We start from the raw sequence: 22856 nt of genomic DNA on the forward strand, positions 1-22856 counted from the left end.
GGCCCGGCGCGGGCGGGACCGGCCGGGCCCGGTGTCCGCCCGGACCCGCCGCGGCGCCGGGCGGCCGGTCGCGCGCGGAGGGGCAGGGGGCGCGTGACGGGGCGCGGTGTGGCCGGAGTGCGCCTCGGGGCGCCGACGCCTCGTTGACGGAGCGCTTGCCTCCGCAGGACCCTCGGGCCATGACCTCGCATCCGTACGCGCGGTACGTCGCGGTCGGAGACAGCCGGACCGAAGGGCTCGGCGACGGTGACGAGCACCGCGGCTACCGCGGCTGGGCCGACCGGCTCGCGGAGATCCTCGCCGCAGGACACCCGGACTTCACCTACGCCAACCTCGCGGTGCGCGGCCGCGTCACGGAGCAGGTCAAGGACGAGCAACTGGGGCCCGCCCTGGCCCTCAAGCCCGACCTGGCGACCGTCGTGGCCGGGGTGGAGGACCTGATGGGGCCGGGCTACGACGCGGCCCGCACGGCGCGCGCCATGGAGGAGATGTTCGCCGAGCTCACCGGCGCGGGCGCGCGCGTCGCCACCGTCACGATCCCGGACATCGGCCGCATCGCCCCGCTGGCGCGGCGCGCGCAGCCCCGCGTCATCGACCTCAACGCCCGCATCCGCGCGGCGGCCGACCGGCACGGCGTCGTCGTCCTCGACCTGTTCCCGCGGCGGATCGCCGCCGACCCGCGGCTGTGGAGCCGCGACCGGATGCACGCGAGCCCCGTCGGGCACGCCCGGGTCGCCGCCGGCGTGGCCGACGCGCTGGGCGTCCCCGGGTACGCGGACTGGGCCCGGCCGCTGCCGCCGCTCGCCCCGGTCTCCGCGCTCGGCGGCGCGGCGCAGGAGGTGTGGTGGCTCGCCGGGGCGGCGGGGCCCTGGGTGCGGCGGCGGACCCCGTGGTGGCCGGCGCGGCACGACGGGCACACGGCGAAGCGGCCGGGCCTCGTCGCGGTGACGCTGCCGGAAGGGGCGTGACGGGCCGCAGGGGCTGACGGGTGTGACGGGTCCGACGGGTTCGATGGGTTCGACAAGTTCGGCGGGCTTGACTTCAACCTTGGTTCACCTTGGAGCGTGGGACGCGTACGGCGCCGCCGCGCGGCGGACCGCGTACCGTCCCACGATCCTTGGAGAACTGCCATGACGAAGCCGACCCAGCGCCTCACCGCACCCCCCGCCCCGCTCGCCGGCGACGCCGGCCTCACCTTCTTCAGCACCTGGCGCATGGGCACGCCCGAGCGGCAGAAGGCCGCGGTCGACGCCATCGCCCGCGCCTGGGAGAGCCGGCCCTGGCCGCACGAGGGGCTCCTCTCGTACAGCGTGTACGAGGGCGTCGACGGCTCCACCCTGATGCACCACTCGCAGTGGCGTGACGAGCAGGCGTACCAGGACTACTTCGCCCGCGGGCGCGACGAGCGGAACGCCGAGGTCGACGCGGCGGTGCCGGGTGTCGAGCGCGTCGGCCTGACGAAGACCCGCCACCACCGGAGCGTGGCCGCCGGGGCCGTCGGCGGCGGGGTGCCGCGGGTGTACACGACGGTGGAGCTCGACGCCCCCGCGGCCGGGTACCGCCCGGCCCTGGCGGATGAGGTGCTGGCGGCCTGGTCCGGGGGTTCCGGACTTGTCGCGGCGCACGCCTACCTCGGTACGGACGGTGTCCGCGTGTTCGTGTACGGGGACTGGAAGGACGCGGGTGGCGGGGGGGGGGAGGCGGTGCCTGCCATGGAGGGTGCTGTGGCTGCCGTGAAGCGGTACCGGTTCGCCTTCGGCGTGGGTCCGCGCTGAGCACCGCTCCCCGCCCAGGGCGCTACGGGCGGAAGCGCACGACCTGGGGGTCGTGGTCGCTGTTCTGGTCGGCGAACTCGGCGTTCACATGGACGCTGTCGTAGGAGAAGCGGCCGACGCCGGGGCTGAGCAGGATCTGGTCGAGCACCTGGGAGTTGCCCTGGAAGACGTACGAGTAGCGCTCGGCGCGCGGCAGGGACGTGATGCCCGCGCGCAGGGCGCCGCCCGCCTCCAGGGCCTTGGTGGCCGGTGAGAACTCGAAGTCGTTGATGTCACCGGCGACGACCACGTCCGCGTTCTTCTCGGCGGCGCGGATCTTCCGTACGAAGGAGTTGACCGCCTCGGCCTGCTTGACCCGCTGCACCTCGGAGGGGCGCGACGGCGGCTGGTGGTGGGAGGTCAGGGACTCGTCGCCGCCCTTGGACGCGAAGTGGTTGGCGACGACGAAGACGGTCCGGCCGCGGAAGGTGAACTCGCCCGCGAGCGGCTTGCGGCTGTTGGTCCACGCGGCGTTCGCCGGGTCGATCCGGCCGGGGGAGTGGGTGAGCGCGGCGCGTCCGCCCTGCCGCACGACCTCCGTCGGCGTCGTGGCGCCGCCGCCCGCGCGGTCGGTGAACGACACCCGCTCGGGGTTGAAGAGGAAGACCTGGCGGATGTTGCCGCCGGGCTCGCCGCCGTCCTTGTTGTTCTCCGGGTCGACGGTGCGCCACGCGTAGCGCGGGCCGCCCGCCGCCACGATCGCGTCCGTGAACTTCTTCAGGGTCTGGTCGGCGGCCACCGTGCCGTCGTTCTTGGCACCGTTGTTGTCCTGGATCTCCTCCAGGGCCACGATGTCCGGCGACGCCAGGTTGGTGACGACGGCCCCGGCGAGGGCGTCGAACTTGGCCTGCGGGTCCCCCGGGTCCAGGTTCTCCACGTTGTACGTCGCCACGGCGAGCTCCCGCGCGCGCTGCGGGCGGGTCCGCTCCCGCTCCAGGCCCTTGCGCACGACCTCGCCGAGCGAGCGCGCGGTGAGGGTGTAGCCGCCGTACTGGTTGAAGTCCAGCGGGCCCTCGGTGGAGCCGGTCAGCACGTCCCCGACGTCCGCCTTGGGGAACGGCCGCTCGGAGAGCGGCGCGAGCTGCTGGATCTGGAGCCGCCCGGTGTTCTGCGACTCGTACGAGCCGTAGCGCGCGCCCCCGCGCCGGGTGGTGTTCTCGCGCGGCTTCACGGTCACCCACAGCTCGGCGTGCGGGTCGGTGGCGCCGACGACGCGCGAGGTGCCGACGCGGACGTTCATGCCCTCCAGGGACTCGTACAGGTCCAGGGCGTACGAGCGGGGCTTCAGCGGCAGGCCGTTGACGCTGCCGCCCTGCGCCGGGTCACCGGCCGGCGCGTACCGGGACGGCACCGTCTTCGCGCTGATCGTGACGGGGGCGGGCAGCGGGTTGCCGGACGACTCGACGGTCACCGTCGGCTTGGTGAGCTGCGTCAGGGACTGGTTGCCGGAGTTGGCGCCACCCGGGACGTACTCGGTGACGGTGCCCGAGACGCGGACCGCGTCGCCCGTCTTCACCGTCGGCGCCGCACCGGTGTAGACGAAGACGCCCTCGCTGGTGGCCCGGTCGCCGTCGGCCTTAGGGTCCTGGATCCAGAAGCCCTTCGAACCGTACGTCCGCACGCCCGTGACGATGCCCGGTACGTCGGCGACCTCGCGGCCCGCCAGCGGTGACAGGCGCGTGGTGCCCTGGATGTCGTGCACGCGCACCGGTCCGTCGGCGGCGGTCGCCGGGCCGGACGCGGCGAGCAGACCGGCGGCGAGGGCGGTGGCGACGAGGGCGCTGACGGCGGCGGGCCGGGACGTGCGGGGTATGTGGGGCATCGGGGCTCCGGGTACTAGGGAATCCGGGGATTCGTGGGTCTGGGGATTCGGGGATTCAGGAAGAGGGGTGGCAGGGCGTCGCGGCCCCCGCGCGGTCGGCGGCACGGGGGGTGTGCTCTACGCGCGTCAATCTCTGGCCTGAGCAGGGCAGTTGTCAAGGTTGGGCCGGTGTCCTCGGGCTGTACGTTTTCTGACAGGGACATGAACCCCGGCAAAGGGGGGCAAGCCCGGAGCGCCCCGGGCCGGGGTGACGGGGGTGGAGCGGGGGGCGGCGCCCGCCCGAACCCGTCTAGGCTTCACGCAGCAGACCCGTACCCCGTCAGGCCCGTCAGGAGAACCAGCCGATGTCCCAAAGCCCCGCCACCCTGCCGCCGGTGCTGCTGCACTCAGACGCGGAGCTCGCGCGGGACGCGCTCGCCACACCCCTGCTCAGCCGCGCGGTGCGGCTCGCCCGCTGGGCCGGGCCCGGGACGCGGGTGGGCGCGGGCGGCGAACTCGTCGACGAGCAGCTCCCCGCGGCGGCGGCCGAGCTGGGGCTCGTCGACGGCGAGGACGGGCTCGAGCCCGGGGAAGCGGCGGCGTTGGCGAGCGAGGCCTGGCGGGTGGCCGTGGACACGGGCCTCGTCGAGGTGGTGGACCCCGAGGACGGTGACGCCGACGACGCCGGGGGTGGCGAGGAGGGCACCGTCACCACCGGCGAGGAGCTCGCGCTCATCACCTCCGGCGCCCCGCAGGACGTCCTCGGCATCTGGCTCGGCGCCCTGGACGCGGTCTTCGCCGACGCGACGGTGCCCGACCTGGACGACCTCGTCGACGCCATCCAGGAGGGCGGCGAGATCGACTTCGCCGAGCTCGGCTGGGACCCGCAGGCCGAGGCGGAGTTCCTCGAGGGCGTCCTCGGCAACCTGTACCTGCTGACCGTCGGCGAGGGCGCGCCCGACGACGGAGCGGTGCCGCTGCCCGCGCTCGCCGCGTCCATGATCGTGCCGGACGACATGGGGGAGCCCACCGACGACATCCTGGAGCAGGTCTCCGACGCGATGATGCGGCTCGACGACCAGTTCCGGATGCTGGAGCCCGTCGGGCTCGTCGAGTACCAGCCCGTCGACGAGGCGCTGATGGCGGACATCGACGAAGCCGACGAGACCGCCGGGACCGCCGGCGCCGCTGCCGGGTCGGAGCCGGTGCCGCCCGTCGACGACGAGGACGTCACGCGGTACGGCATGGTCAGGCTGACGCCACTCGGGCTGTACGGGGTGCGGGCGCGGATGCTGGAGGCCGGGGTGGACGCGCCCGCCGTGGGCGATCTCGCGGACAAGGGCGCCGACACGCTGCTCGACGCCACCGGGGTGTTTCCGCGGGCCGCCGCGCAGGCCGAGATCGAGGGGTGGCTGGGGCGGCGCGAACCGCTGGAGGCCGCGCGGGAGCTGCTGTCCGCCGCCCGCGGGGGCGACGAGGGCGCGCCGCTGCGGCGGCTGCGCTGCCAGCAGGCCCTCTCGCTGGTCGGCGTCACCGCGGAGCCCGCGCTGCGGGAGGTCCTCGACGACGCCGAACTGGGCGGCCTGGCCCGGGTCTGGCTCGCCGAGCACGGGGCCACGGACGTGCCCGCGCCCTCCGAGGGCATGGTCTTCTGGCTGACCATCGACACGCTCGCCGCGCAGCTCGCCGCCGAGGGCAACTCCGAGGAGCTGCGGGCGCTGGTCGAGGGGCTCGCCGCGCAGCACAGCGGCTTCTTCGCCGCGGCGTGGCGGGTCGACCACCCCGCGACCGCGGAGGTCCTGGAGGCGATGGGGCGGCTCCACTCCGACAAGAAGGTGGCGAAGGAGGCCCGCAAGGCGGCCTTCAAGGCCCGCTCGCAGCAGCCCTGAGGCCCCCCGGGGCGGGCCGAACCACTCGGGCCGGGGCCCACGGGCCCTGCCGGGGGCGTCCGCGGGCCGGGGGTAGCTGCCCGCTGGGGCAGCCGCCCGTCCTGGGGCCCTGGGCCCCACCACGGGGGTGGGCGTACCACTGGGGCGGGCCCAGTACCGGGGGGCGTACCCCGCCCGGGGTGGTCTCACGACCGGGGTGCTCCCACCCACCCACCCGCCCCCACTACTGGGGCGGGCCCACCGCCGGGTGGGTCTACTACCGGGATGGGCGGCATCCGGGGCGGGCCTACCACCGGGGTGGTCTTGCCTGCCCGCCCAGCTCCGGAGCGGGCTCACCACTGGGGCGGGCATGCCCGAGGCGGCCCCACCACCGGGGCAGTCCCACGACCAAGGTGGCCCCACCCGCCCGCCCCCTCCACTGAGGGCGGGCCCACCGCCGGGGTGGGTGTACGCCGGGGCGGTGCCACGACCGGGGTGGTCCCACGCGCCCGCTCCCACCTCCGGGGCGGGCGTGCTCCAGGGCGGCCCTATCCGCCCGGCCCCACCCCCGGCGCGGCAGCAGCGGCGCAGCCGACGAACCACGCGCGAGCCGCCAGGTCGAGGCTGTGCGGGGGACACCGCCCTGTAGGGGTGGGCGGGTGGGAGATCTCGCCGCGCGAGCGGCGGCACGCCGCACGGGCGGGCGGGTGGGAGGCCCGCCCCCCGCAGGGCTTCGCGTGGCTGGTGCAGGTAGGGAGGCGCCCCGGGCGGAGGGCTCACGTCCGCAGGTACGAGGCCCCGTTGAGGTCCAGGACCGCGCCGGACGCCCACTCCGCCCGCGGCGAGGCCAGCCACAACACCGCCTCCGCGATCTCCGCCGCCGTACCCGCGCGCCCGAACGGGCTCTGCGCGCGGATCGCCTCGCCCTCCGCGCCGCTCAGCCGGTGCGCGACCCGCTCCGTCTCGAAGAAGCCCGGCGCGACCGACGCCACCGCGATGCCGTGCGGGGCGAGCGCCACCGCGAGGGACTGGCCGAGCGCGTGCACCGCCGCCTTCGTCGCGCCGTACGCCGGGTGGTCGGGCTCGCCCCGGAAGGCGCCGCGGGAGCCGATGTTGACGATCCGTCCGGGCGTGCCCTGGTCGATCATGCGGTGCGCGGCGAGGTGGCTGAGGTGCGCCGTGGCGAGCAGGTTGACCGCCGTGTGCCGCTGCCACAGCGCCGCCCACCCCTCGTACGAGGTGGTCACGGGCGGGTGCGGCAGGTTCACGGCGGCGTTGTTGACCAGTACGTCGAGGCCGCCGAGCGCCTCCGCGGCCCGGTCCGCGACGTCCTTGGCCCCGGCGGGGTCCGACAGGTCGCCGCCGATCAGCGCGTGCCCGTCCCCGGCCAGCGCGCCCAGCGTCTCCCGCGCCTCCGCCGCGCGCGTGCCGAAGTGCACCGCCACCCGGTCGCCGTTGTCCGCGAACGCCCGGGCCAGGGCCCGGCCGAGGCCGCGTGAGGCGCCGCTGACGAGAACGCGGCGGCCGGTGTCCGGCAGAGTCATACGGATCTCCTGACGTGGTGTCGAAACGTGATGGCGGACGACGTACCGACGGGACCGCGGTACTGACGGAACTGCGGTACTGACGGAACTGCGGTACCGACAAAACTGCGGTACTGACGGGCCTGCGGTACTGCCGTACCGACGGAACTGCCGTACCGACGTGCCCCCGGCACCGACGTCCCCCCGGCACTCACATGACCCCGGCACTGACATGACCCCGGTGCATCAGGTAAGCGGCACTGCCGCCGCTACCCGGCGACGCTGTCGGAACGCGGTGCTCCGGAAGCCGCCCGCCGAAGTCGGGCGGCGTTCAACCGCCGTTTATACGTGAGCGGAAATCTGTCGCCGACACCAGGTCCGGCCGTACGCGCCCCGCGCACGGCCCGTCCGTCCACGTGGCCCCGCCGCGCTCGACCGCGGTCCTCCGCCCGAGCGCCCCCATCCGCTCCCGCACGCCCCGAGGAGAAACCATGTCGCCGCTCACCCGCAGGGACTTCGCCAGACGGTCCGCGCTCACCGGCGCGGGGGTCGCCCTGGCCGGCAGCGTCGGCGCGCTCGCCACCGCGCCCGGCGCGCTGGCCGCGCCGGACCTCGACGTGGACGCGGCGGACGGCCACGGCCACGGTCCCGGTCACGGCCACGGCGGACCCGGCTACGGCCCGCTCGTGCCCGACCCCAAGGGGCTGCTCGCGCTGCCCGCCGGGTTCTCGTACCGCGTCCTGACGTACAGCGGCCGGACCCGCCTGGAGTCGGGCGAGTTCACGCCGTCGAACCACGACGGCACCGCCGCGTTCGCGGGGCCGCGCGGCGTCACGCTGCTCGTCAACAACCACGAGCTGAGCGGCCCCCGCTCCAAGTGGAAGCACCCCGTACCGCTCGCCGAGGGGCTGGTGTACGACCCGGCCGCGTCCGGCGGCTGCACGGTCGTGGAGCACCGGCGCGGCGGCGAGGTCGCGGAGTGGGTGGGCATCGCGGGCACCGCCACCAACTGCGCGGGCGGCTCCACCCCGTGGGGCACCTGGCTGACCTGCGAGGAGACCGAGGACAAGGCCGGCCAGAACGGCATGACCAAGGACCACGGCTACGTCTTCGAGGTCGACCCCCGCGACCGGCGCGCCAACCGGGACCCCAAGCCCCTCAAGGCGCTCGGCCGCTACGCCCACGAGGCCGTCGTCGTCGACCCCAAGCGCGGCCACCTCTACCTCACCGAGGACGCCTCCGGCCCCAACGGCCTCTTCTACCGCTGGACCCCGCCGCGGGGCTTCCACCACGGCCGCGGGAAGCTCCGCACCCTCGCCGACGACGCGGGCGTCCTGCAGGCGCCCAAGTGCTTCGACTCCGGCGGCCGTTTCGTCGACGACCTGTCCCGCGCCACCCGGATCGGCACCGTGTACGGCGTCGACTGGGTGGACGTCCCCGACCGCGACGCCCGTACCGTTCCCGTGCGCAAGCAGTTCACCACCGGTGAGGTGACCCGTGCCCGCAAGCTCGAAGGCATGTGGTGGGGCGACGGCGGCGCGTACATCGTGTCCTCGTACGCGCGGGACGAGAGCCCCGGGGCGCGGCACGACGGGCAGGTGTGGTTCTACCACCCGGGCCGCCGCACGCTGACCCTGAAGGTGCTGCTCGGCGTGAACCCCGACCCCGGCGAGGACGGCGCCCTCGACGGCCCGGACAACATCACCGTCTCGCCGTACGGGGGCCTGATCCTCGCCGAGGACGGCGACGGCATCCAGCACCTGTTCGGCGCCACCGAGCGCGGCCGCACGTACCCGATCGCCCGCAACGAACTCAACGCGGGCACGCCCGAGAAGCCGTCCTTCAGCGAGTTCGCGGGCGTCACCTTCTCACCGGACGGCAGGACGCTGTACGCCAGCATCCAGTCGCCCGGCATCCTCTTCGCGATCACCGGGCCGTGGCGGCGCCGGCACCCCTGACCGGGCCCGCGGGCGTACGGGCGCCGCGGCGCGGGCGGGCGCGGGCCGCGGCGCACCGCCCGCCGGAAAAGCCGTGGCGTCCCGTGCGATCACCCTCCTAAGGTGAGGTGTGTGTCCAGGTGCGCAGGCAGGACTTACTTCCGCTGCTAACGGGGAGGTCGCGGGTTCGAGTCCCGCCACCGGTACTCAGGCCGGTGTAGCTCAGGGGTGAGAGCGCCATACGTCAGTTCCGCCGCTTCGATCTCTGGACACGCACAGACTTGTCGTGCCTCCCGGTGCGAGGGCTGCGGCTCCTTCCCTTCCTGAAACGACGCCGCCGCCGATGAGACCTCGGGAGGCTTCGCTTCCGGGGGAATCCAGCATGGCCCGCTTCAACGTCAAGGCCGCCAAGGCGCCGCCCGCCTCGCCCGTGCGCACGACCGGCCAGGCCACCCGCACGCACCAGGGCGGCCGCGGCCACCTGCGCGACGCGCGCTCCGAGCTCTATCTCCTCGCGGTCGCGAACTTCGTGACGCAGGAGACGTACTACGAGAGCGGCGAGACCCGCGACGACCGGTTCGCGGCGCTCGTGCGGGCGCTCGCGGTCGAGGACCCGCACTGGACGGCGGGCCTCCTCGGCTGGCTGCGCGGCGACGGCAACATGCGTACGGCGTCCCTGGTCGGCGCGGCCGAGTACGTGCGGGCGCGGCTGACGGCGGGCGCCACCGACGGGCCCGCCAACCGCCAGGTCGTCGCCTCCGTCCTGCGCCGCCCGGACGAGCCCGGCGAACTGCTCGGCTACTGGACGAGCCGGTACGGCCGCGCGATACCGAAGCCCGTGAAGCGCGGCATCGCCGACGCCGTGCGCCGCCTCTACACCGAGCGCGCCCTCCTGAAGTACGACACGGCGTCCAAGGGCTTCCGCTTCGGCGACGTCCTGAACCTCGTGCACGCGGCGCCCGACCCGGCCAAGCCGTGGCAGGGCGAGCTGTTCCGGTACGCGCTCGACCGGCGCCACCACCCCGAGAGCGCGGCCGTGCCCTCGTCGCTGACCACGCTCGCCGCGCACCGCGACCTGATGGCGCTGCGCGTCGCCAAGCGGCGCAGGGTCGTCACCGGGGCGGGCGGCGCCGAGCGGCTCGCCGCCGCGGGCATGACCTGGGAGGCGCTTGCGGGCTGGCTCCAGGGGCCGATGGACAAGGCAGCCTGGGAGGCCGTGATCCCGTCCATGGGCGCGATGGCGCTCCTGCGCAACCTGCGGAACTTCGACGAGGCGGGGGTGAGCGACGAGGTCGCGGCCCGGGTCGCGGCGAAGCTCGCCGACCCCGACGAGGTCGCGCGGTCCCGGCAGTTCCCGTTCCGCTACCTCGCCGCGTACCAGCACGCGCCGTCGCTGCGCTGGGCCTACGCGCTGGAGCGGGCGCTCGGCCACTCGCTGGCCAACGTGCCCGCGCTGCCTGGCCGTTCGCTGATCCTGGTGGACCGCTCGGGCTCGATGTGGGCGCCGCTGTCGGAGCGCTCGCAGCTGAACCGCGCGGACGCGGCGGCGGTCTTCGGCACGGCGCTCGCGCTGCGGGCGCACGACGCGGACCTCGTCGAGTTCGGCACGACCAGCGCGCCCGTGGCGTACCGCGCGGGGGAGTCCGTCCTGAAGGTCCTCGACCGCTTCGGGGACCTGGGAGGCACCGACACCACGGAGGCGGTGCGCCGCCACTACCGGGGGCACGACCGCGTCCTGATCGTCACCGACGAGCAGGCCGCGTACAGCCACCACGGCGACCCGACCGCGCAGGTCCCGGCGCACATCCCGGTCTACACCTGGAACCTGGCGGGCTACCGCGCGGGCCTCGGCCCCTCCGGCACCGCGCACCGGCACACCTTCGGCGGCCTGTCGGACGCGGCCTTCCGCATGGTGACCCTGCTGGAGACGGGCCGGAACGCGAACTGGCCCTGGGCGGCGTGACGCCTCCGGCCGGAGCGGGACGGCGGACCCGGCCGCGGGCCCGCCGCCCCACACTGCGGGGACGCTACAAGGACTGGGCTGCGGGCTTCACCATGCCGCGGACCGTGCGGGACTTGACGAAGTCGCCCATGGCCGTCATCTCCCACTCGCCGGAGAACTGGCGGATCAGCTTCGCCATCATCACGCCCGTCTGCGCCTCGGCGCTCGTCAGGTCGAAGCGGACCAGCTCCTCGCCGGTCGCGCCGTCGAGCAGGCGGCAGTACGCCTTGGCCACCTCCGTGAACTTCTGGCCCGAGAAGGAGTTCACCGTGAAGACCAGGCCCGTGACCTCCTGCGGGAGCGCGCCGAGGTCGACCGTGATCACCTCGTCGTCACCGCCGCCCTCGCCCGTGAGGTTGTCGCCGGAGTGCTTGACGGCGCCCTTGAGGATCTTCAGCTTGCCGAAGTAGCAGCTGTCGATGTGGTTGCGCTGCGGGCCGTACGCGATGACCGAGGCGTCCAGGTCGATGTCCTTGCCGCGGAACGCGGGCTCCCAGCCGAGGCCCATCTTGACCTGGGAGAGCAGCGGGCGGCCGCCCTTGACCAGGGACACCGTCTGGTTCTTCTGGAGGCTGACGCGGCCCTTGTCCAGGTTGATCTTCCCGGCGCCGGGGGCCGGGGCCGCGGGGGCCTGCGGGGCGGCGGCCGCGACGGGCGGGGGCGGGCCCTGGACCGGGGTGCCGGACGGCGGCGCCATGGGGGCCGCGGGCTGCGGGGGCGCGGGCGGCGCGGCGGCAGGGGCGGCGGCGGGCGCGGGCTCCTCCACCGTCACGCCGAAGTCCGTCGCGATGCCCGCGAGGCCGTTCGCGTACCCCTGGCCGACGGCGCGGGCCTTCCAGGCGCCGTTGCGCAGGTAGATCTCCACGACGACCAGGGCCGTCTCCGTGCCGAGCTGCGGGGGCGTGAACGTGGCGAGCACCGCGCCGTCGTCCGCGTTGCGGATCGTGGCGGTGGGCTCGACGCCCTGGAAGGTCTGGCCCGCCGCGTCCGGGCTCGCGGTGACGACGATCTTCTCGATGCCGGGCGGGACCGCGGTGGTGTCCACCGTGATCGCGTCCGGCGTCGTGCCGCCGCCGGAGCGGTAGGTCACACCGGGGCCCGTGGGCTGGTTGTAGAAGATGAAGTCGTCGTCGGAGCGCACCTTGCCGTCGGCGGTGAGCAGCAGGCCCGAAACGTCAAGCCTCACGGGGGCGGAGACGTCCACCGCCACGCGGGTCGCGGTCAGGGGGATGTTCGAGCCGGGGGTCATAGCTGTCATGCCAGCAGTAACGAGCGGGAGGACTTTGCCGTTCCCTTACCGGCCCGCTTTCCCTCGCGGGGCGCCCCGCTTTCCCTGCTTTCCCTCCCGGGGCGCCCCGCCCGGCCCCTCAGCGCGTGCCGCGCGCGGGCTCCCCTTTCCCTGGAACCATGGGGCTCCGCCCCAGATCCAGCCCGTCCGGTGCTTGAGGACGAGGCCGAAGGCCGAATCACCCGCCTAGGGCAGCACCACGATCTTGCGGCCCTCCCCCGCGGCGAAGCGTGACAGCGCCTCCGGGTAGCGGTCCAGCGGCAGGCGGTCGCTGATGAAGACGTCGGGGTCGAGGACGCCGCCCGCGAAGAGTTCGGCGGCCCGTTCGTAGCTGTGGAGGACGGCCATGGAGCCGGTGATGGTGATCTCCTGGTTGTAGATCCGGTAGGGGTCGATCGTCACGCGCGTGGCGTAGTCGGCCACCCCGAACTGGAGGAACGTGCCCGCCTTGGCCACCCTGTCCAGGCCGTCCTGGATGGCGGCCGCGTTGCCCGTCGCGTCGATGACGACGTCCCAGCCCTGCGGGCGGTCGAGCTCGTCGGGACTCGCGCCGGCGGCGGACACGCCGAGCTGCCGGGCGGTGGCCAGGCGGTCCGGGTTCACGTCGACGACGTCCACGCTCGCGGCCCCGGTCCGCTTGGCCAGCTCCAGCATCATCAGGCCCATGGTCCCGGAGCCGTAGACCAGGACGTGCGCGCCGAGCCGGGCGCGCAGCACGTCGTAGCCGCGTACCGCGCAGGAGAGGGGTTCGATGAGGGCGGCGTCCTCGGTGCGTACGTGGTCCGGCAGCCGGACGCAGTTGGCGACGGGGGCCACCGCGTACTGGGCGGCGCCGCCGGAGCGGGTCACGCCGATCGCCGCCCAGCGCTCGCAGAGGTTGTTGTGGCCGGTGCGGCAGTAGCGGCACTCGTGGCAGTACAGGGAGGGGTCGACGGCCACGCGGTCGCCCACGCGCACCTCGGTGACGTCCACGCCGGTGCCCACCACCGTCCCGGCGAACTCGTGCCCCGGCACGACCGGCAGCGTGGGCGCGAACTCGCCCTGGAGGATGTGCAGATCGGTGCCGCACAGGCCGCACGCGGCGACTTCGACGACGACGTCGCGCGGCCCGGGCGTGGGGTCGGGCACCTCGCCGACCACCGCGGTGCCGACGGACTCGATGATGGCGGCCTTCACTTGACGGCTCCCAACGACAGGCCCTGGACCAGCTTGTCCTGGGCGGCGAACCCCGCGGCGAGCACCGGCAGGGAGATGACGAGCGACGCGGCGCACACCTTCGCCAGGAAGAGGCCCTGGCTGGTGATGAAGCCGGTCAGGAACACGGGCGCGGTCTGGGCGACGACGCCGGTGAGCACCCGGGCGAAGAGCAGTTCGTTCCAGCTGAAGATGAAGCAGATCAGGGCCGTCGCGGCGATGCCGGGCAGGGCGATGGGGGCGACGATGCGGGTCAGCACGGTGGGCAGGCGGGCGCCGTCCACGTGCGCGGCCTCGATGACGGCGACCGGGACCTCGGCCAGGAACGACTGCATCATCCAGACGGCGATCGGCAGGTTCATCGAGGTGTACAGGATGACCAGGAGCCAGATGTTGTCGAGGAGGCCGGTGTCCTTGGCGAAGAGGTAGATCGGCAGCAGGCCCGCGACGACCGGCAGCATCTTCGTGGAGAGGAAGAAGAAGAGGACGTCGGTCCACTTGCGGACGCGGCGGATGGAGAGCGCGTACGCCGCGGGCAGCGCGAGCACCAGGACGAGCAGGGTGGACGCCGTCGACGCCACCAGGGAGTTGACCAGCGGCGGCCAGGGACTCGCGCCGCCGCCGGAGCCGAAGAACTCGCGGTAGCCGTCCAGGGTGAGGGAGGCGGCCACGGAGGGCGGGTTCGTCGCCGCGTCCTCCTCGGAGTGCAGGGAGGTCAGGGCCATCCAGGCGACCGGCAGGAAGAAGACGATCCCGGCCAGCCACGCGGCCAGGCCCAGGCCCAGCCCCCGGGCGCGGACCGTCGGCACGGCACGTGCGGTGCGTACGGGGCTCATGCGCGGGACGCCTCCTCGCGGAACAGGGACGACACCACGCGCAGGGCGAAGGTCGCGATGACGATCGAGCCGATGACGACGAGGACGCCGGCGGCGGAGGCCAGGCCGTTCTCGTGGGCCTGGTAGAAGCTCTGGTAGACGGTGTAGGGCAGGTTGGCGGTGCCCAGGCCGCCGGAGGTGATCGTGAAGACGGCGTCGAAGTTCTGCACGATGTAGATCGAGCCGAGGAGGGCGCCGAGTTCGAGGTAGCGGCGCAGGTGGGGCAGGGTCAGATGGCGGAAGATCTGCCAGGTGCCGGCGCCGTCCATGCGGGCGGCCTCGATCAGCTCGGTGTCGCGGCTCTGCAGCCCGGCGAGCAGGATCAGCATCATGAACGGCGTCCACTGCCAGATCAGGGCCAGCTCGATCGCCAGCAGCGGGGTGCTGGAGATCCAGTCGGGCTGGGCCGCGCCGTCGCCGCCCACCCAGTGCAGCAGGCCGTTGAACAGGCCGTACTCGGGGTTGTAGAGGACGTGCTTCCACAGCAGGGCGGCGGCGACCGGCACCAGGAGGAACGGCGTGATGAGCAGGGTGCGGACCACGCCCCGGCCGCGGAACCTCCGGTCCAGGAGCAGCGCGAGCCCGAGTCCGATGACGAGGCTCGCGAGCACCACCGTGACGGTGAGCAGGATCGTCGTCCCCACGGACTCGCGCAGGTCGGCGTCCGTGAGGACCTCCTGGTAGTTGGCGAGGCCGGTGAAGGCGCGGGCGTCGGGGTAGAGCGCGTTCCAGTCGTAGAAGGAGATCACCAGGGTGGCCACGAACGGGAGCTGCGTCACGGCGACCATGAAGACCAGGGCGGGCAGGAGCGGGGCGCGGGTGGCCCAGGCGCGCAGCCGGCCGCGGGTGCGGCGGGGCGCGGTGGCGGGCACGCGCGCGGGGGCCGGGGCGGGGGTCGTGGTGGCGGTCATCGTCCCTCGTACTCCTCGGAGATCTTCTCGGCGAGGTCCTGGGACCGGGCCAGCGCGGACTCCACGGACGTGCGGCCGGCGATGGCCGCGCTGATCTCCTGGGAGACCTTCGTGCCGAGGTCGGTGAACTCGGGGATGCCGACGAACTGGATGCCGGGCGCGGGCCGGGGCTGCACGCCCGGGTCGCGCGGCCGGGCGCCGGCGATGGCGGCGCGCGTCACGCCCTGGAAGGCGGCGGCCTCCCGGCGGTAGCGCGGGTCGGCGTAGGTCGAGGCCCGTTTGCCCGCGGGCACGTTGGACCAGCCGATCTTCTCGCCGACCAGCCTCTCGTACTCCTTGCCGGACGCCCAGGAGATGAACTTCCAGGCCTTGCCGGGGTTGCGGGACGCCTTCTGCACGCCCCACGCCCAGGTGTAGAGCCAGCCGGAGTTCTCCGTCCGCTCCACGGGCGCCGCGACGTAGCCGATCCTGCCCTTGACGGGGGAGCTGTCGGCCTCCAGGGAGCCCGCGGCGGCCGTGGCGTCGTACCACATGGCGGTCTTGCCCTGGGTGAGGTTGTTGAGGCACTCCGCGTACCCGGACTGCGCCGCGCCGGACTGGCCGTGCTCGCGTACGAGGTCCACGTAGAAGCGGGTGGCACGCTCGAACGCGGGGGAGTCGAGGCGGGCCGTCCAGTCCTTGTCGAACCAGGTGCCGCCGAAGGTGTTCACCACGGTCGTCAGCGGCGCCATGACCTCGCCCCAGCCGGGCAGGCCGCGCAGACAGATGCCCTTCATGCCCTTCTCGGCGCCGTCCACCTTCGCGGCGAGGTCCGCGACCTGGCGCCAGGTGGGGCGCTTCGGCATGGTGAGGCCGGCCTTGGCGAAGACGTCCTTGCGGTACATCAGGAACGACGACTCGCCGTAGAAGGGCTGGCCGTAGAGTTCGCCGTCCGCGCCGGTGAGGGAGTCGCGCATCGGCTTCAGGATGTCCCGCTGGTCGAAGGCGCGGTCCTTGCGCGCGTAGCCGCCCAGCTCGCGGAGCCAGCCGTTCCTGGCGTAGATCGGTATCTCGTAGTTGCTGAGCGTCGCCACGTCGTACTGGCCCGCCTGGTTGGCGAAGTCCTGGCTGATCTTGTCGCGGACGTCGTTCTCCGGCAGCACGGTGAAGCGCACCTTGATGCCGGTCCTCCGGGTGAAGTGCGCGGCGGTGAGCTTCTGCAACTCCACCATCTGCGGGTTGTTCACCATGAGGACGTTGACGGCGTCGCCGCCGGACCCGGACCCGCCCGCGCCAGCCCAGCAGCCGGACAGCGGCGGGGCGAGCAGCGTCCCTGCGGCGGCAGCGGCGAGCAGGGACCGCCGCCTCCGTCGGCTCTGGGTTCGCATGGTTCGCTCCTGGGATGAAAGGGGATATTCGGGGCGCGGTGGGGCGTGGTGGGGTGTGGTGGGGGCGCGCCGGGGCACGGCAGGGCGGGATCGGGCCTCGGGGGAGGGCGGGGAGTTCAGACGCGGATGACCTGCGGCCCCATCAGCGCGTAGCGGTGGGCCTCGGCGGCGGGCAGCCGGGTGCTGGTGACGATGGCCTCCAGATCGGTGACGCCCGCGAACCTGCAGAAGCTCGCGGCCCCGAACTTGGTGTGCACACCCGCGAACACCGCGCGCCGGGACGCCCGCAGCGCCTGCGCCTTGACCTCGCTGACCGCCGGGTCGGGGGTGGTGAGCCCGTGCTCGCGCGAGATGCCGTTGGCGCCGATGTAGGCGAGGTCGATGACGAAGCCCGCCAGCATGCGGGTCGTCCAGTGCTCGACGGTCGCGAGGGTCCCGGAGCGGACCCGGCCGCCGAGGAGCAGCACGGTGACGTGCTCGGCGGCGGCGAGGGCGCCGGCCGTGGCGAGGGAGGCGGTCACCACGGTCAGGTCGCGGTTGCGCGGCAGGGCCTCGGCGATGAGCTGCGGGGTGAAGCCCTCGTCGACGAACACGGTCTCGGCGTCGCCGAGCAGTTCGGCCGCGGCGGCGGCGACGCGCCGCTTCTCCGGCACGTGCATGGTGGTGCGGAAGGCCAGCGTCGTCTCGAACCCGGAGCTCTCCACCGGGTAGGCGCCGCCGTGGGTGCGCCGGACCAGGCCGTGGTCCTCCAGGGCGCGCAGGTCGCGGCGTACGGTCTCCTTGGCGACGCCCAGTTCGGCGGCGAGCGCGCTGACGTCGACGGAGCCCGTCCGGCGGGCCGTGCGCACGATCTGCCGCTGACGCTCCTCCGCCGTCATGGCGCCACCTCTTCCCCTCGGCCTGGCTCGATCGCGCTGCCCGTTCGGGCCCTGTGGGGAAGTTCTACAGCGCGGGCACGGGGCTGACCAGGCTCGGAGCGTGCCCGATGCTGCCCGTATGTGCCCGCTCGGTGCGGTCGTGGCCTGGGGAGCGGGCGGGGGGCACGCCCGTTCGCGGGGCGGGCGTGCCCGTTCGGTGCCCGTGTGGGGCGGTCGGATCAGGGCGGGTGGACCAGGCCCGGGTGGGCCGGGCCCGGTCGGATCAGGCCCAATCGGATCAGGCCCGGTCGGATCAGGGCCGGTGGAACGCCACCTCCGGGTGGGCCGGGACCGGGCCGTCGAGCAGTGGGCTGTCGACGCCGCGCAGGTGCCGGTCGAAGAACGCGCCGATGTAGGCGCGGGTGATCTCTGCCGCGCGCCGTCCGGAGAGCGTGGCCTCGGGGTCCTCGTCCGCGCCGAGCTGGTGGAGGACGACGGGCGCGTCGGTGAACGTGAAGTGCCCGGAGCCCGCGACCGTCAGCCAGCGCTTCCAGCCGTCGAGGAGCGGCCAGGCGGCGTCCCAGTCGTAGGGGTTGTCGGGTGCGGTGGTGAGCCGGGTGCCGAGCAGCAGGAAGGGGCGGCCGCGCAGGTTGTCGGGCGGGATCCGCATGCCGCCGTCCATGTTCATGCCGGCCCGCACCCGCCGGTCGGTGTTCATCAGGGCGGCGGTGGCGGCGCCGCCGATGGAGTGGCCGCCGGACCCGACGCGCTTGCGGTCGATCATGCCGGAGCGGGCCCAGGTGGCCTTGCCGGTCCTGCCGCCGACGAGGCGGTCCAGGACGTACGACAGGTCCTTCGCCCGGTTGGCGGTGGTGCGCTCGCCGGGCACGCCCGCGTCCGGGTCGCAGCCGACGCACGGCGGGATGCGGCCGCCCTCGAACTCCGCCCCGGCCGCCTCGTGGGCGTGGTCGACGGTCGCCACCACGTACCCCCGCCCGGCCAGGTCCTCGGCCAGGTGCGTGAGCGTCGAGCGCGGCGCGCCGAAGCCGGGCGAGAGGAGGACGAGCGGGAACCGGCCCGGCGCGGCGGGCGCCCCGGCGCGGGCGTAGGTGCGCGTCGAGGCGTAGGCGGCGGGGGAGACGTCGAGGCCGTACTGCGTGAGCATGGCGCGGGCGGCCTCGGTGGACATGTACGCGGTGGGGCGCCCGCCCTGGCCCCGCGCCGGGTAGTACACCGAGGCCATGAGCTCCCGTGGCCGGTCGGGCACCCACAGGTCGCTGCGGGAGGTGTCCACCAGGTGCAGGGTGTCGCGGCCGACGGCGTACGGGCCGGTGGGGCGGGGCAGTTCGGGCCGGGTGGCGGGCGCCTCCGCGGTGGCACGGCCGCCCGGCGAGGGCGTGGCGAAGGCGGCCGGCGCGCTGGCGAGGGGCAGGGCGAGGGCCAGCGCGAGCGCGGTGGCGAGGGCGCGTCCGCGCGCCGCGTGTTGGATCGTGGTCATGGCAACTCACGCTAGGGGGAGCGGCGTTGGCGCACGTCAACCCACGGTCTGACCCGGCAGCGACTCCAGGCGTACGGGCGTCTCACCTTCCGGGCTGAGGCCCGTGCCTCGCGGCAGCCCCGCCACGCTCGCCGCCGACGTCGCACGCGCGGCGGTTCTCGGCGCCACCGAACTGCGGCACTACCACGCCGGTCCGGCCTCCGGCGCCGACCTCGCCCACGTCACACGGGAGCTGTCGCGGCTCGCCCGGCAGCCGTTACGATCCGCGCACCACACAACGCTCCCGTGGCGGGGGACGAAGGAGACAAGGTGCGCATCAAGGGAACAGCGGCGCTGGTCTGTGCGGGGCTCGCGGCGGTGGCGGCCCTGCCGGTCACGGCCGGCAGCGCCGCCGCGCAGGACGGGACGGCGCGGCACGGGGCGGCTCAGGAGGCGGGGTCCGCGCGGATTGGCGCCGGGCAGGCCGCCGGGGCCCAGGACATCCGCGCGCGGCTGGAGAAGATACCCGGCCTGAAGGTGGTCTCCGTCACGGACAAGGAGGGGTACCCCTTCTACACCCTGACGTACCGTCAGCCCGTCGACCACAAGCGCCCGCACGGGGCCTCCTTCACCCAGCGTCTGACGCTGTGGCACAAGGCCACCACCAGGCCCACCGTCCTCTACACCACCGGCTACGGCCTGTCCTCCGGCACCACCGCCCTGACCAAGCTCCTCGACGCCAACCAGGTCAGCGTCGAGCACCGCTACTTCCTGGAGTCCCGGCCCCAGGGCGCGGCGGGCGACGACTGGACCAAGATGACCGTCCAGCAGGAGGCCGCCGACGAGCACCGCATCACGCGGGCGCTGCGCGCCGTCGAGCGCGGCAAGTGGCTCGGCACGGGCGCCAGCAAGGGCGGCATGACGGCCACGTACCACGAGCGGTTCTACCCCAAGGACCTGGACGCCGTGGTCGCCTTCGTGGCGCCGAACGACGCGGACAACAAGGACGACTCCGGCTACGAGCGCTTCTTCCGCACCGTCGGCACCAAGGAGTGCCGCGCCGCCCTGAACGCCGTGCAGCGCGAGATGCTCGCCCGCCGCGCCACGCTGCTGCCGAAGTTCGAGGCCGACGCCGAGGCGAACGGCCACACCTTCGAGGAGACCCTCGGCACCACCGACCGCGCCTACGAGTTCGCGGTCCTCGACCAGGTGTGGAACTTCTGGCAGTCGGACACGGCCGACAACTGCGCGACCGTGCCCGACGCGAAGAAGGCCACCGACGACGAGCTGTACGGCTGGTCGAAGAAGCACGGCCTGAGCGTGTACGCCGACGAAGAGCTCGGCACCAACGGCTCCGGCCCCTACTACCGCCAGGCCGCCACCCAGCTCGGCTGGGCCGACCTGAAGTTCGCGCACCTCAAGGGCGTGCGCCACCACCCCGGCCTCTACCAGCCGAACTCCGTGCTGCCCGCCGCCATGCGCGGCTCGTACGAGAACCGGACCGTCGCCGGCGTCGACCGCTGGGTGAGGACGCGGGGCCAGCGGATGATGTTCATCTACGGCGAGAACGACCCGTGGAGCGCGGAGCGGTTCACGCCCAGCCACCGCGACTCGTACCGCTACGTCGTGCCGGGCGCCAACCACGGCGCCTCCATCGCGAAGCTGCCCGAGCCGCAGCAGTCCCGGGTCATTGCCACCGTCAAGCGCTGGGCGGGCCTGAAGTAGCGCCCCCTCGCACCGAGTTGTGCAGGGGCGCGGCCACGGCGAGCCGCGCCCCCGCGCAGAGGCCGAGCAGCAGGCGGGGGTCGGCGAGCTCGACCAGGGCCGCGCCGAGCGCGATACCGAGGGCCGTCGGCGCGAGGACGAGCGTCTGCGCCGTGGCGACGACCCGCCCCGCGAGCGCGTCCGGTGCCGCCCGCTGCACGGCCGTGACCGTGGCGACCAGCATGCACACCAGGCCCGCGCCGTGCGCGAAGCTCCCCGTCAGGACCGGCGCCTCCCAGGGCAGGGCCTGCAGCGCCGCCGCGGCTCCGGTGAGGCCGGTCCCCGCGCCCGCGAGGCACCGTGCGCCGAGCCGCCGCAGCAGCGCGCCCGCCGCGAGCCCGGCCGCGACGGAACCCGCGCCCTGGACCGCGTACAGCACGCCCGTGTACGCGGGGGAGCGGCCGAGGCCCTCCACGAGGGCGTACACCGTGGCGCCGCTGAGCCCCGCCGTCAGCATGGTGAGGCCGCCCGCGAGGACGAGCGGGCGCGGCCGGGCGTCCCGGCGGCCGCCGCCCGGCAGGCCCCGGGTGCCCGGGGAACCGGCCCGCCACAGGTAGCGGGCGCCTTCCGCGGTGCGCCGCCAGGCACCCGCCGCGTCCGGCGCCGGGCGGCGCTCGCGCGCCCGCACGAGCGCGAACAGGCCCGCCGCCAGCAGGAACGTGACCGCGTCGAGCAGCGCCACGAGGCCGCCGCCGTACGCCGCGTACAGGGCCGCGCCGACCGGCGGCGCGACCAGCTTCATGCCCTCGTTCGCCGCCGTCCGCAGGCCGTTGAAGTCCCCGAGCAGCTCCTTGCCGACGGCTCCGGCCGTCAGCGCGGCCTCCGCGGCGTCCGTGACCACGCCGCAGGCCCCGTACACCAGGAGCACCGCGAGGAGCAGCCCCACCCACGCGGCGGAGTCCACCCGCAGCACCACCGGGAGCAGCGCGCCGAGCGCCAGGTTCACGGTGATCAGCAGCGGCCGCCGCCGGACCCGGTCCGCGAGGGTGCCGAGCAGCGGGCCCGCGCACACCGGGAGCCACAGGGCGAGGGAGCACAGCGCCGCCAGGCCGTCCGAGCCGGTGAGGTCCTTCACCCAGACCCCCGCCACCAGCCACAGCGCGGAGCTGCCGAACCCGGAGACCACGACGGCGCCCAGGCACAGCGCCGCGTCCCGGTCCCGCACGACGTGTCCGATCTTCGTTGTCATACGCCCCGATGCTGGGCGTGAGGCGGTGCGTACGGCATCGGGCGGATGCCTCGTCCCGCGGTGAACGACCGCCTGAGGAAAGGGCGATGAGTCCGCGAGCCCGGGGCAGTCAGGTAAGGAGAAGCACCTAGCAACCGGAGGAGACGCCATGCCGGACACGACGAAGCCCGACCCGCAGGAGCTGCCCGACCTCAGGCCGCAGGCCCGGCTCGTGGCGCGCCTCGCCGCCGCCGTGAAGGAGGACCAGCTGGACGACCCGACGCCCTGCCCCGACTACGCGGTGCGCCACCTCCTCGGGCATGTCGTCGGGCTCGCAGAGGCGTTCACGGCCGCCGCGCGCAAGGACTTCGGGCCGAGCACCGACACCTCCCCGACGGCCTCCCTGCCCGACGTGGGCACCGACTGGCGTGACGAACTGCCGCGCCGCGTCGCCGAGTTGGCGGAGGTGTGGCGCGACGCCGCCGCCTGGACCGGGCAGACCCGGGCCGGAGGTGTGGACCTGCCCGCCGAGGTGGCCGGGGTCGTGGCGCTGAACGAACTCGTCGTGCACGGCTGGGACCTGGCGCGGGCCACGGCCCAGGAGTACGCCCCGGACCAGGCGAGCCTCGCAGTCTCCCACGAGCTGCTGTCCGCCTCCGCGGCGGAGCCCCCCGAGGCGCGGGGCTCGATCTTCGGGCCGCCGGTGCCGGTCGCCGCGGACGCGCCCCTCCTCGACCGGGTGGTCGCGCTGAGCGGCCGCGACCCGGGCTGGCGGCCGTAGCACCGGCGCCGGCACCGGTACGCCGTGGCGCGCGGGCCCCGGGCCCCAGCTCCGCGCGCACCCGGCTCCCCGATCTAGGTTGCGTAACTGACTAGGTAGGCATACGGTCTGGTCAGTCGTACGGACGCGCGGGGGGGGCGGGGGGGGGGGGGGGGGGCCCGCGCCGCGGCCGGGGGCCCGCCCCCCCCGCCCACCCCCCCCCCCCGGCCCCCCCCCCCCCCCCCCGCCC

The 22856-nt window shown here is 74.5% G+C and carries 17 protein-coding genes; 7 read left to right on the forward strand and 10 right to left on the reverse strand.

All coding sequences use genetic code 11. The features are described from left to right. The first annotated feature begins 179 nt into the window (after positions 1 to 179). Together QK440_RS36650 and QK440_RS36655 are read left to right on the forward strand one after the other, a co-directional pair. On the forward strand, positions 180 to 968 hold the full coding sequence (locus QK440_RS36650; RefSeq protein WP_282797593.1) for an SGNH/GDSL hydrolase family protein: 789 nt from the start codon (positions 180 to 182) through the stop codon (positions 966 to 968). Between the two features lie 162 nt (positions 969 to 1130). Further along, entirely contained in the window at positions 1131 to 1775 is a 645-nt protein-coding gene (locus QK440_RS36655; protein ID WP_282797594.1) for an antibiotic biosynthesis monooxygenase, read from the forward strand. Between the two features lie 22 nt (positions 1776 to 1797). Here the strand turns inward: QK440_RS36655 and QK440_RS36660 are convergent, their stop codons facing one another. After that, the gene (locus QK440_RS36660) at positions 1798 to 3636 is read right to left on the reverse strand and encodes an endonuclease/exonuclease/phosphatase family protein (RefSeq protein WP_282797595.1); all 1839 of its coding nucleotides are present in this window, start codon (positions 3634 to 3636) and stop codon (positions 1798 to 1800) included. Between the two features lie 344 nt (positions 3637 to 3980). On the opposite strand from QK440_RS36660, the gene QK440_RS36665 reads away from it, so the two are divergent. Continuing rightward, positions 3981 to 5504, forward strand: a complete 1524-nt coding sequence (locus QK440_RS36665; RefSeq protein ID WP_282797596.1) for a hypothetical protein — start codon at positions 3981 to 3983, stop codon at positions 5502 to 5504. A gap of 755 nt (positions 5505 to 6259) precedes the next feature. Here QK440_RS36665 and QK440_RS36670 read toward each other — a convergent pair. Next, positions 6260 to 7027: an SDR family oxidoreductase gene (locus QK440_RS36670; protein WP_282797597.1), complete on the reverse strand. Its 768-nt coding sequence runs from the start codon at positions 7025 to 7027 to the stop codon at positions 6260 to 6262. 470 nt (positions 7028 to 7497) lie between these two features. Between QK440_RS36670 and QK440_RS36675 the strand changes: the two genes are divergently transcribed. Both QK440_RS36675 and QK440_RS36680 read left to right on the forward strand, forming a co-directional pair. Further along, complete coding sequence (locus QK440_RS36675; protein WP_282797598.1) at positions 7498 to 8964, forward strand: alkaline phosphatase PhoX; 1467 nt, start codon at positions 7498 to 7500, stop codon at positions 8962 to 8964. A 361-nt stretch (positions 8965 to 9325) separates the two neighbouring features. After that, positions 9326 to 10906, forward strand: a complete 1581-nt coding sequence (locus QK440_RS36680) for a TROVE domain-containing protein (RefSeq protein WP_282797599.1) — start codon at positions 9326 to 9328, stop codon at positions 10904 to 10906. A 64-nt stretch (positions 10907 to 10970) separates the two neighbouring features. Here QK440_RS36680 and QK440_RS36685 read toward each other — a convergent pair whose 3' ends face one another. The 7 genes from QK440_RS36685 to QK440_RS36715 form a co-directional block, all read right to left on the reverse strand. Further along, entirely contained in the window at positions 10971 to 12194 is a 1224-nt protein-coding gene (locus QK440_RS36685; protein WP_282797609.1) for a TerD family protein, read from the reverse strand. Positions 12195 to 12419: 225 nt separating this feature from the next. Further along, positions 12420 to 13409, reverse strand: a complete 990-nt coding sequence (locus QK440_RS36690; RefSeq protein WP_282797600.1) for a zinc-dependent alcohol dehydrogenase family protein — start codon at positions 13407 to 13409, stop codon at positions 12420 to 12422. Further along, on the reverse strand, positions 13406 to 14263 hold the full coding sequence (locus tag QK440_RS36695; protein WP_282797601.1) for a carbohydrate ABC transporter permease: 858 nt from the start codon (positions 14261 to 14263) through the stop codon (positions 13406 to 13408). Before QK440_RS36695 ends, QK440_RS36690 begins: the two co-directional genes overlap by 4 nt. After that, positions 14260 to 15213 (reverse strand): sugar ABC transporter permease, encoded by a 954-nt coding sequence (locus tag QK440_RS36700; RefSeq protein WP_282797602.1) that lies wholly within the window; start codon positions 15211 to 15213, stop codon positions 14260 to 14262. Before QK440_RS36700 ends, QK440_RS36695 begins: the two co-directional genes overlap by 4 nt. Continuing rightward, a complete protein-coding gene (locus QK440_RS36705; protein ID WP_282797603.1) occupies positions 15210 to 16580 on the reverse strand; it encodes a sugar ABC transporter substrate-binding protein in 1371 nt (456 codons plus the stop codon). The genes QK440_RS36700 and QK440_RS36705 overlap by 4 nt, the downstream gene beginning before the upstream one ends. A gap of 116 nt (positions 16581 to 16696) precedes the next feature. After that, positions 16697 to 17458 (reverse strand): DeoR/GlpR family DNA-binding transcription regulator, encoded by a 762-nt coding sequence (locus tag QK440_RS36710; protein ID WP_282797604.1) that lies wholly within the window; start codon positions 17456 to 17458, stop codon positions 16697 to 16699. A 292-nt stretch (positions 17459 to 17750) separates the two neighbouring features. Continuing rightward, positions 17751 to 18935: an alpha/beta hydrolase gene (locus QK440_RS36715; RefSeq protein WP_282797605.1), complete on the reverse strand. Its 1185-nt coding sequence runs from the start codon at positions 18933 to 18935 to the stop codon at positions 17751 to 17753. A 309-nt stretch (positions 18936 to 19244) separates the two neighbouring features. On the opposite strand from QK440_RS36715, the gene QK440_RS36720 reads away from it, so the two are divergent. Next, the gene (locus QK440_RS36720) at positions 19245 to 20639 is read left to right on the forward strand and encodes a S28 family serine protease (protein WP_282797606.1); all 1395 of its coding nucleotides are present in this window, start codon (positions 19245 to 19247) and stop codon (positions 20637 to 20639) included. Here QK440_RS36720 and QK440_RS36725 read toward each other — a convergent pair. After that, entirely contained in the window at positions 20614 to 21867 is a 1254-nt protein-coding gene (locus QK440_RS36725) for an MFS transporter (protein WP_282797607.1), read from the reverse strand. The two genes, QK440_RS36720 and QK440_RS36725, sit on opposite strands and share 26 nt — an antisense overlap. Positions 21868 to 22015: 148 nt before the next feature. Here QK440_RS36725 and QK440_RS36730 point away from each other — a divergent pair, with 148 nt between their 5' ends. Then, a complete protein-coding gene (locus QK440_RS36730; RefSeq protein ID WP_282797608.1) occupies positions 22016 to 22627 on the forward strand; it encodes a TIGR03086 family metal-binding protein in 612 nt (203 codons plus the stop codon). Positions 22628 to 22856: the final 229 nt, after the last annotated feature.

The organism is Streptomyces sp. CC224B (assembly GCF_030010595.1).
GTDB classification, from domain to species: Bacteria; Actinomycetota; Actinomycetes; order Streptomycetales; family Streptomycetaceae; genus Streptomyces; species Streptomyces longispororuber.

Excerpts from the sequence above, each read along its gene's own strand:
- QK440_RS36695 (WP_282797601.1), bottom strand. The coding sequence starts at position 14,263 with ATGAGCCCCGTACGCACCGCACGTGCCGTGCCGACGGTCCGCGCCCGG.
- QK440_RS36650 (WP_282797593.1), top strand. The coding sequence starts at position 180 with ATGACCTCGCATCCGTACGCGCGGTACGTCGCGGTCGGAGACAGCCGG.
- QK440_RS36655 (WP_282797594.1), top strand. The coding sequence starts at position 1,131 with ATGACGAAGCCGACCCAGCGCCTCACCGCACCCCCCGCCCCGCTCGCC.
- QK440_RS36675 (WP_282797598.1), top strand. The coding sequence starts at position 7,498 with ATGTCGCCGCTCACCCGCAGGGACTTCGCCAGACGGTCCGCGCTCACC.
- QK440_RS36665 (WP_282797596.1), top strand. The coding sequence starts at position 3,981 with ATGTCCCAAAGCCCCGCCACCCTGCCGCCGGTGCTGCTGCACTCAGAC.
- QK440_RS36670 (WP_282797597.1), bottom strand. The coding sequence starts at position 7,027 with ATGACTCTGCCGGACACCGGCCGCCGCGTTCTCGTCAGCGGCGCCTCA.
- QK440_RS36705 (WP_282797603.1), bottom strand. The coding sequence starts at position 16,580 with ATGCGAACCCAGAGCCGACGGAGGCGGCGGTCCCTGCTCGCCGCTGCC.
- QK440_RS36725 (WP_282797607.1), bottom strand. The coding sequence starts at position 21,867 with ATGACAACGAAGATCGGACACGTCGTGCGGGACCGGGACGCGGCGCTG.
- QK440_RS36710 (WP_282797604.1), bottom strand. The coding sequence starts at position 17,458 with ATGACGGCGGAGGAGCGTCAGCGGCAGATCGTGCGCACGGCCCGCCGG.
- QK440_RS36660 (WP_282797595.1), bottom strand. The coding sequence starts at position 3,636 with ATGCCCCACATACCCCGCACGTCCCGGCCCGCCGCCGTCAGCGCCCTC.
- QK440_RS36730 (WP_282797608.1), top strand. The coding sequence starts at position 22,016 with ATGCCGGACACGACGAAGCCCGACCCGCAGGAGCTGCCCGACCTCAGG.
- QK440_RS36715 (WP_282797605.1), bottom strand. The coding sequence starts at position 18,935 with ATGACCACGATCCAACACGCGGCGCGCGGACGCGCCCTCGCCACCGCG.
- QK440_RS36680 (WP_282797599.1), top strand. The coding sequence starts at position 9,326 with ATGGCCCGCTTCAACGTCAAGGCCGCCAAGGCGCCGCCCGCCTCGCCC.
- QK440_RS36700 (WP_282797602.1), bottom strand. The coding sequence starts at position 15,213 with ATGACCGCCACCACGACCCCCGCCCCGGCCCCCGCGCGCGTGCCCGCC.
- QK440_RS36685 (WP_282797609.1), bottom strand. The coding sequence starts at position 12,194 with ATGACCCCCGGCTCGAACATCCCCCTGACCGCGACCCGCGTGGCGGTG.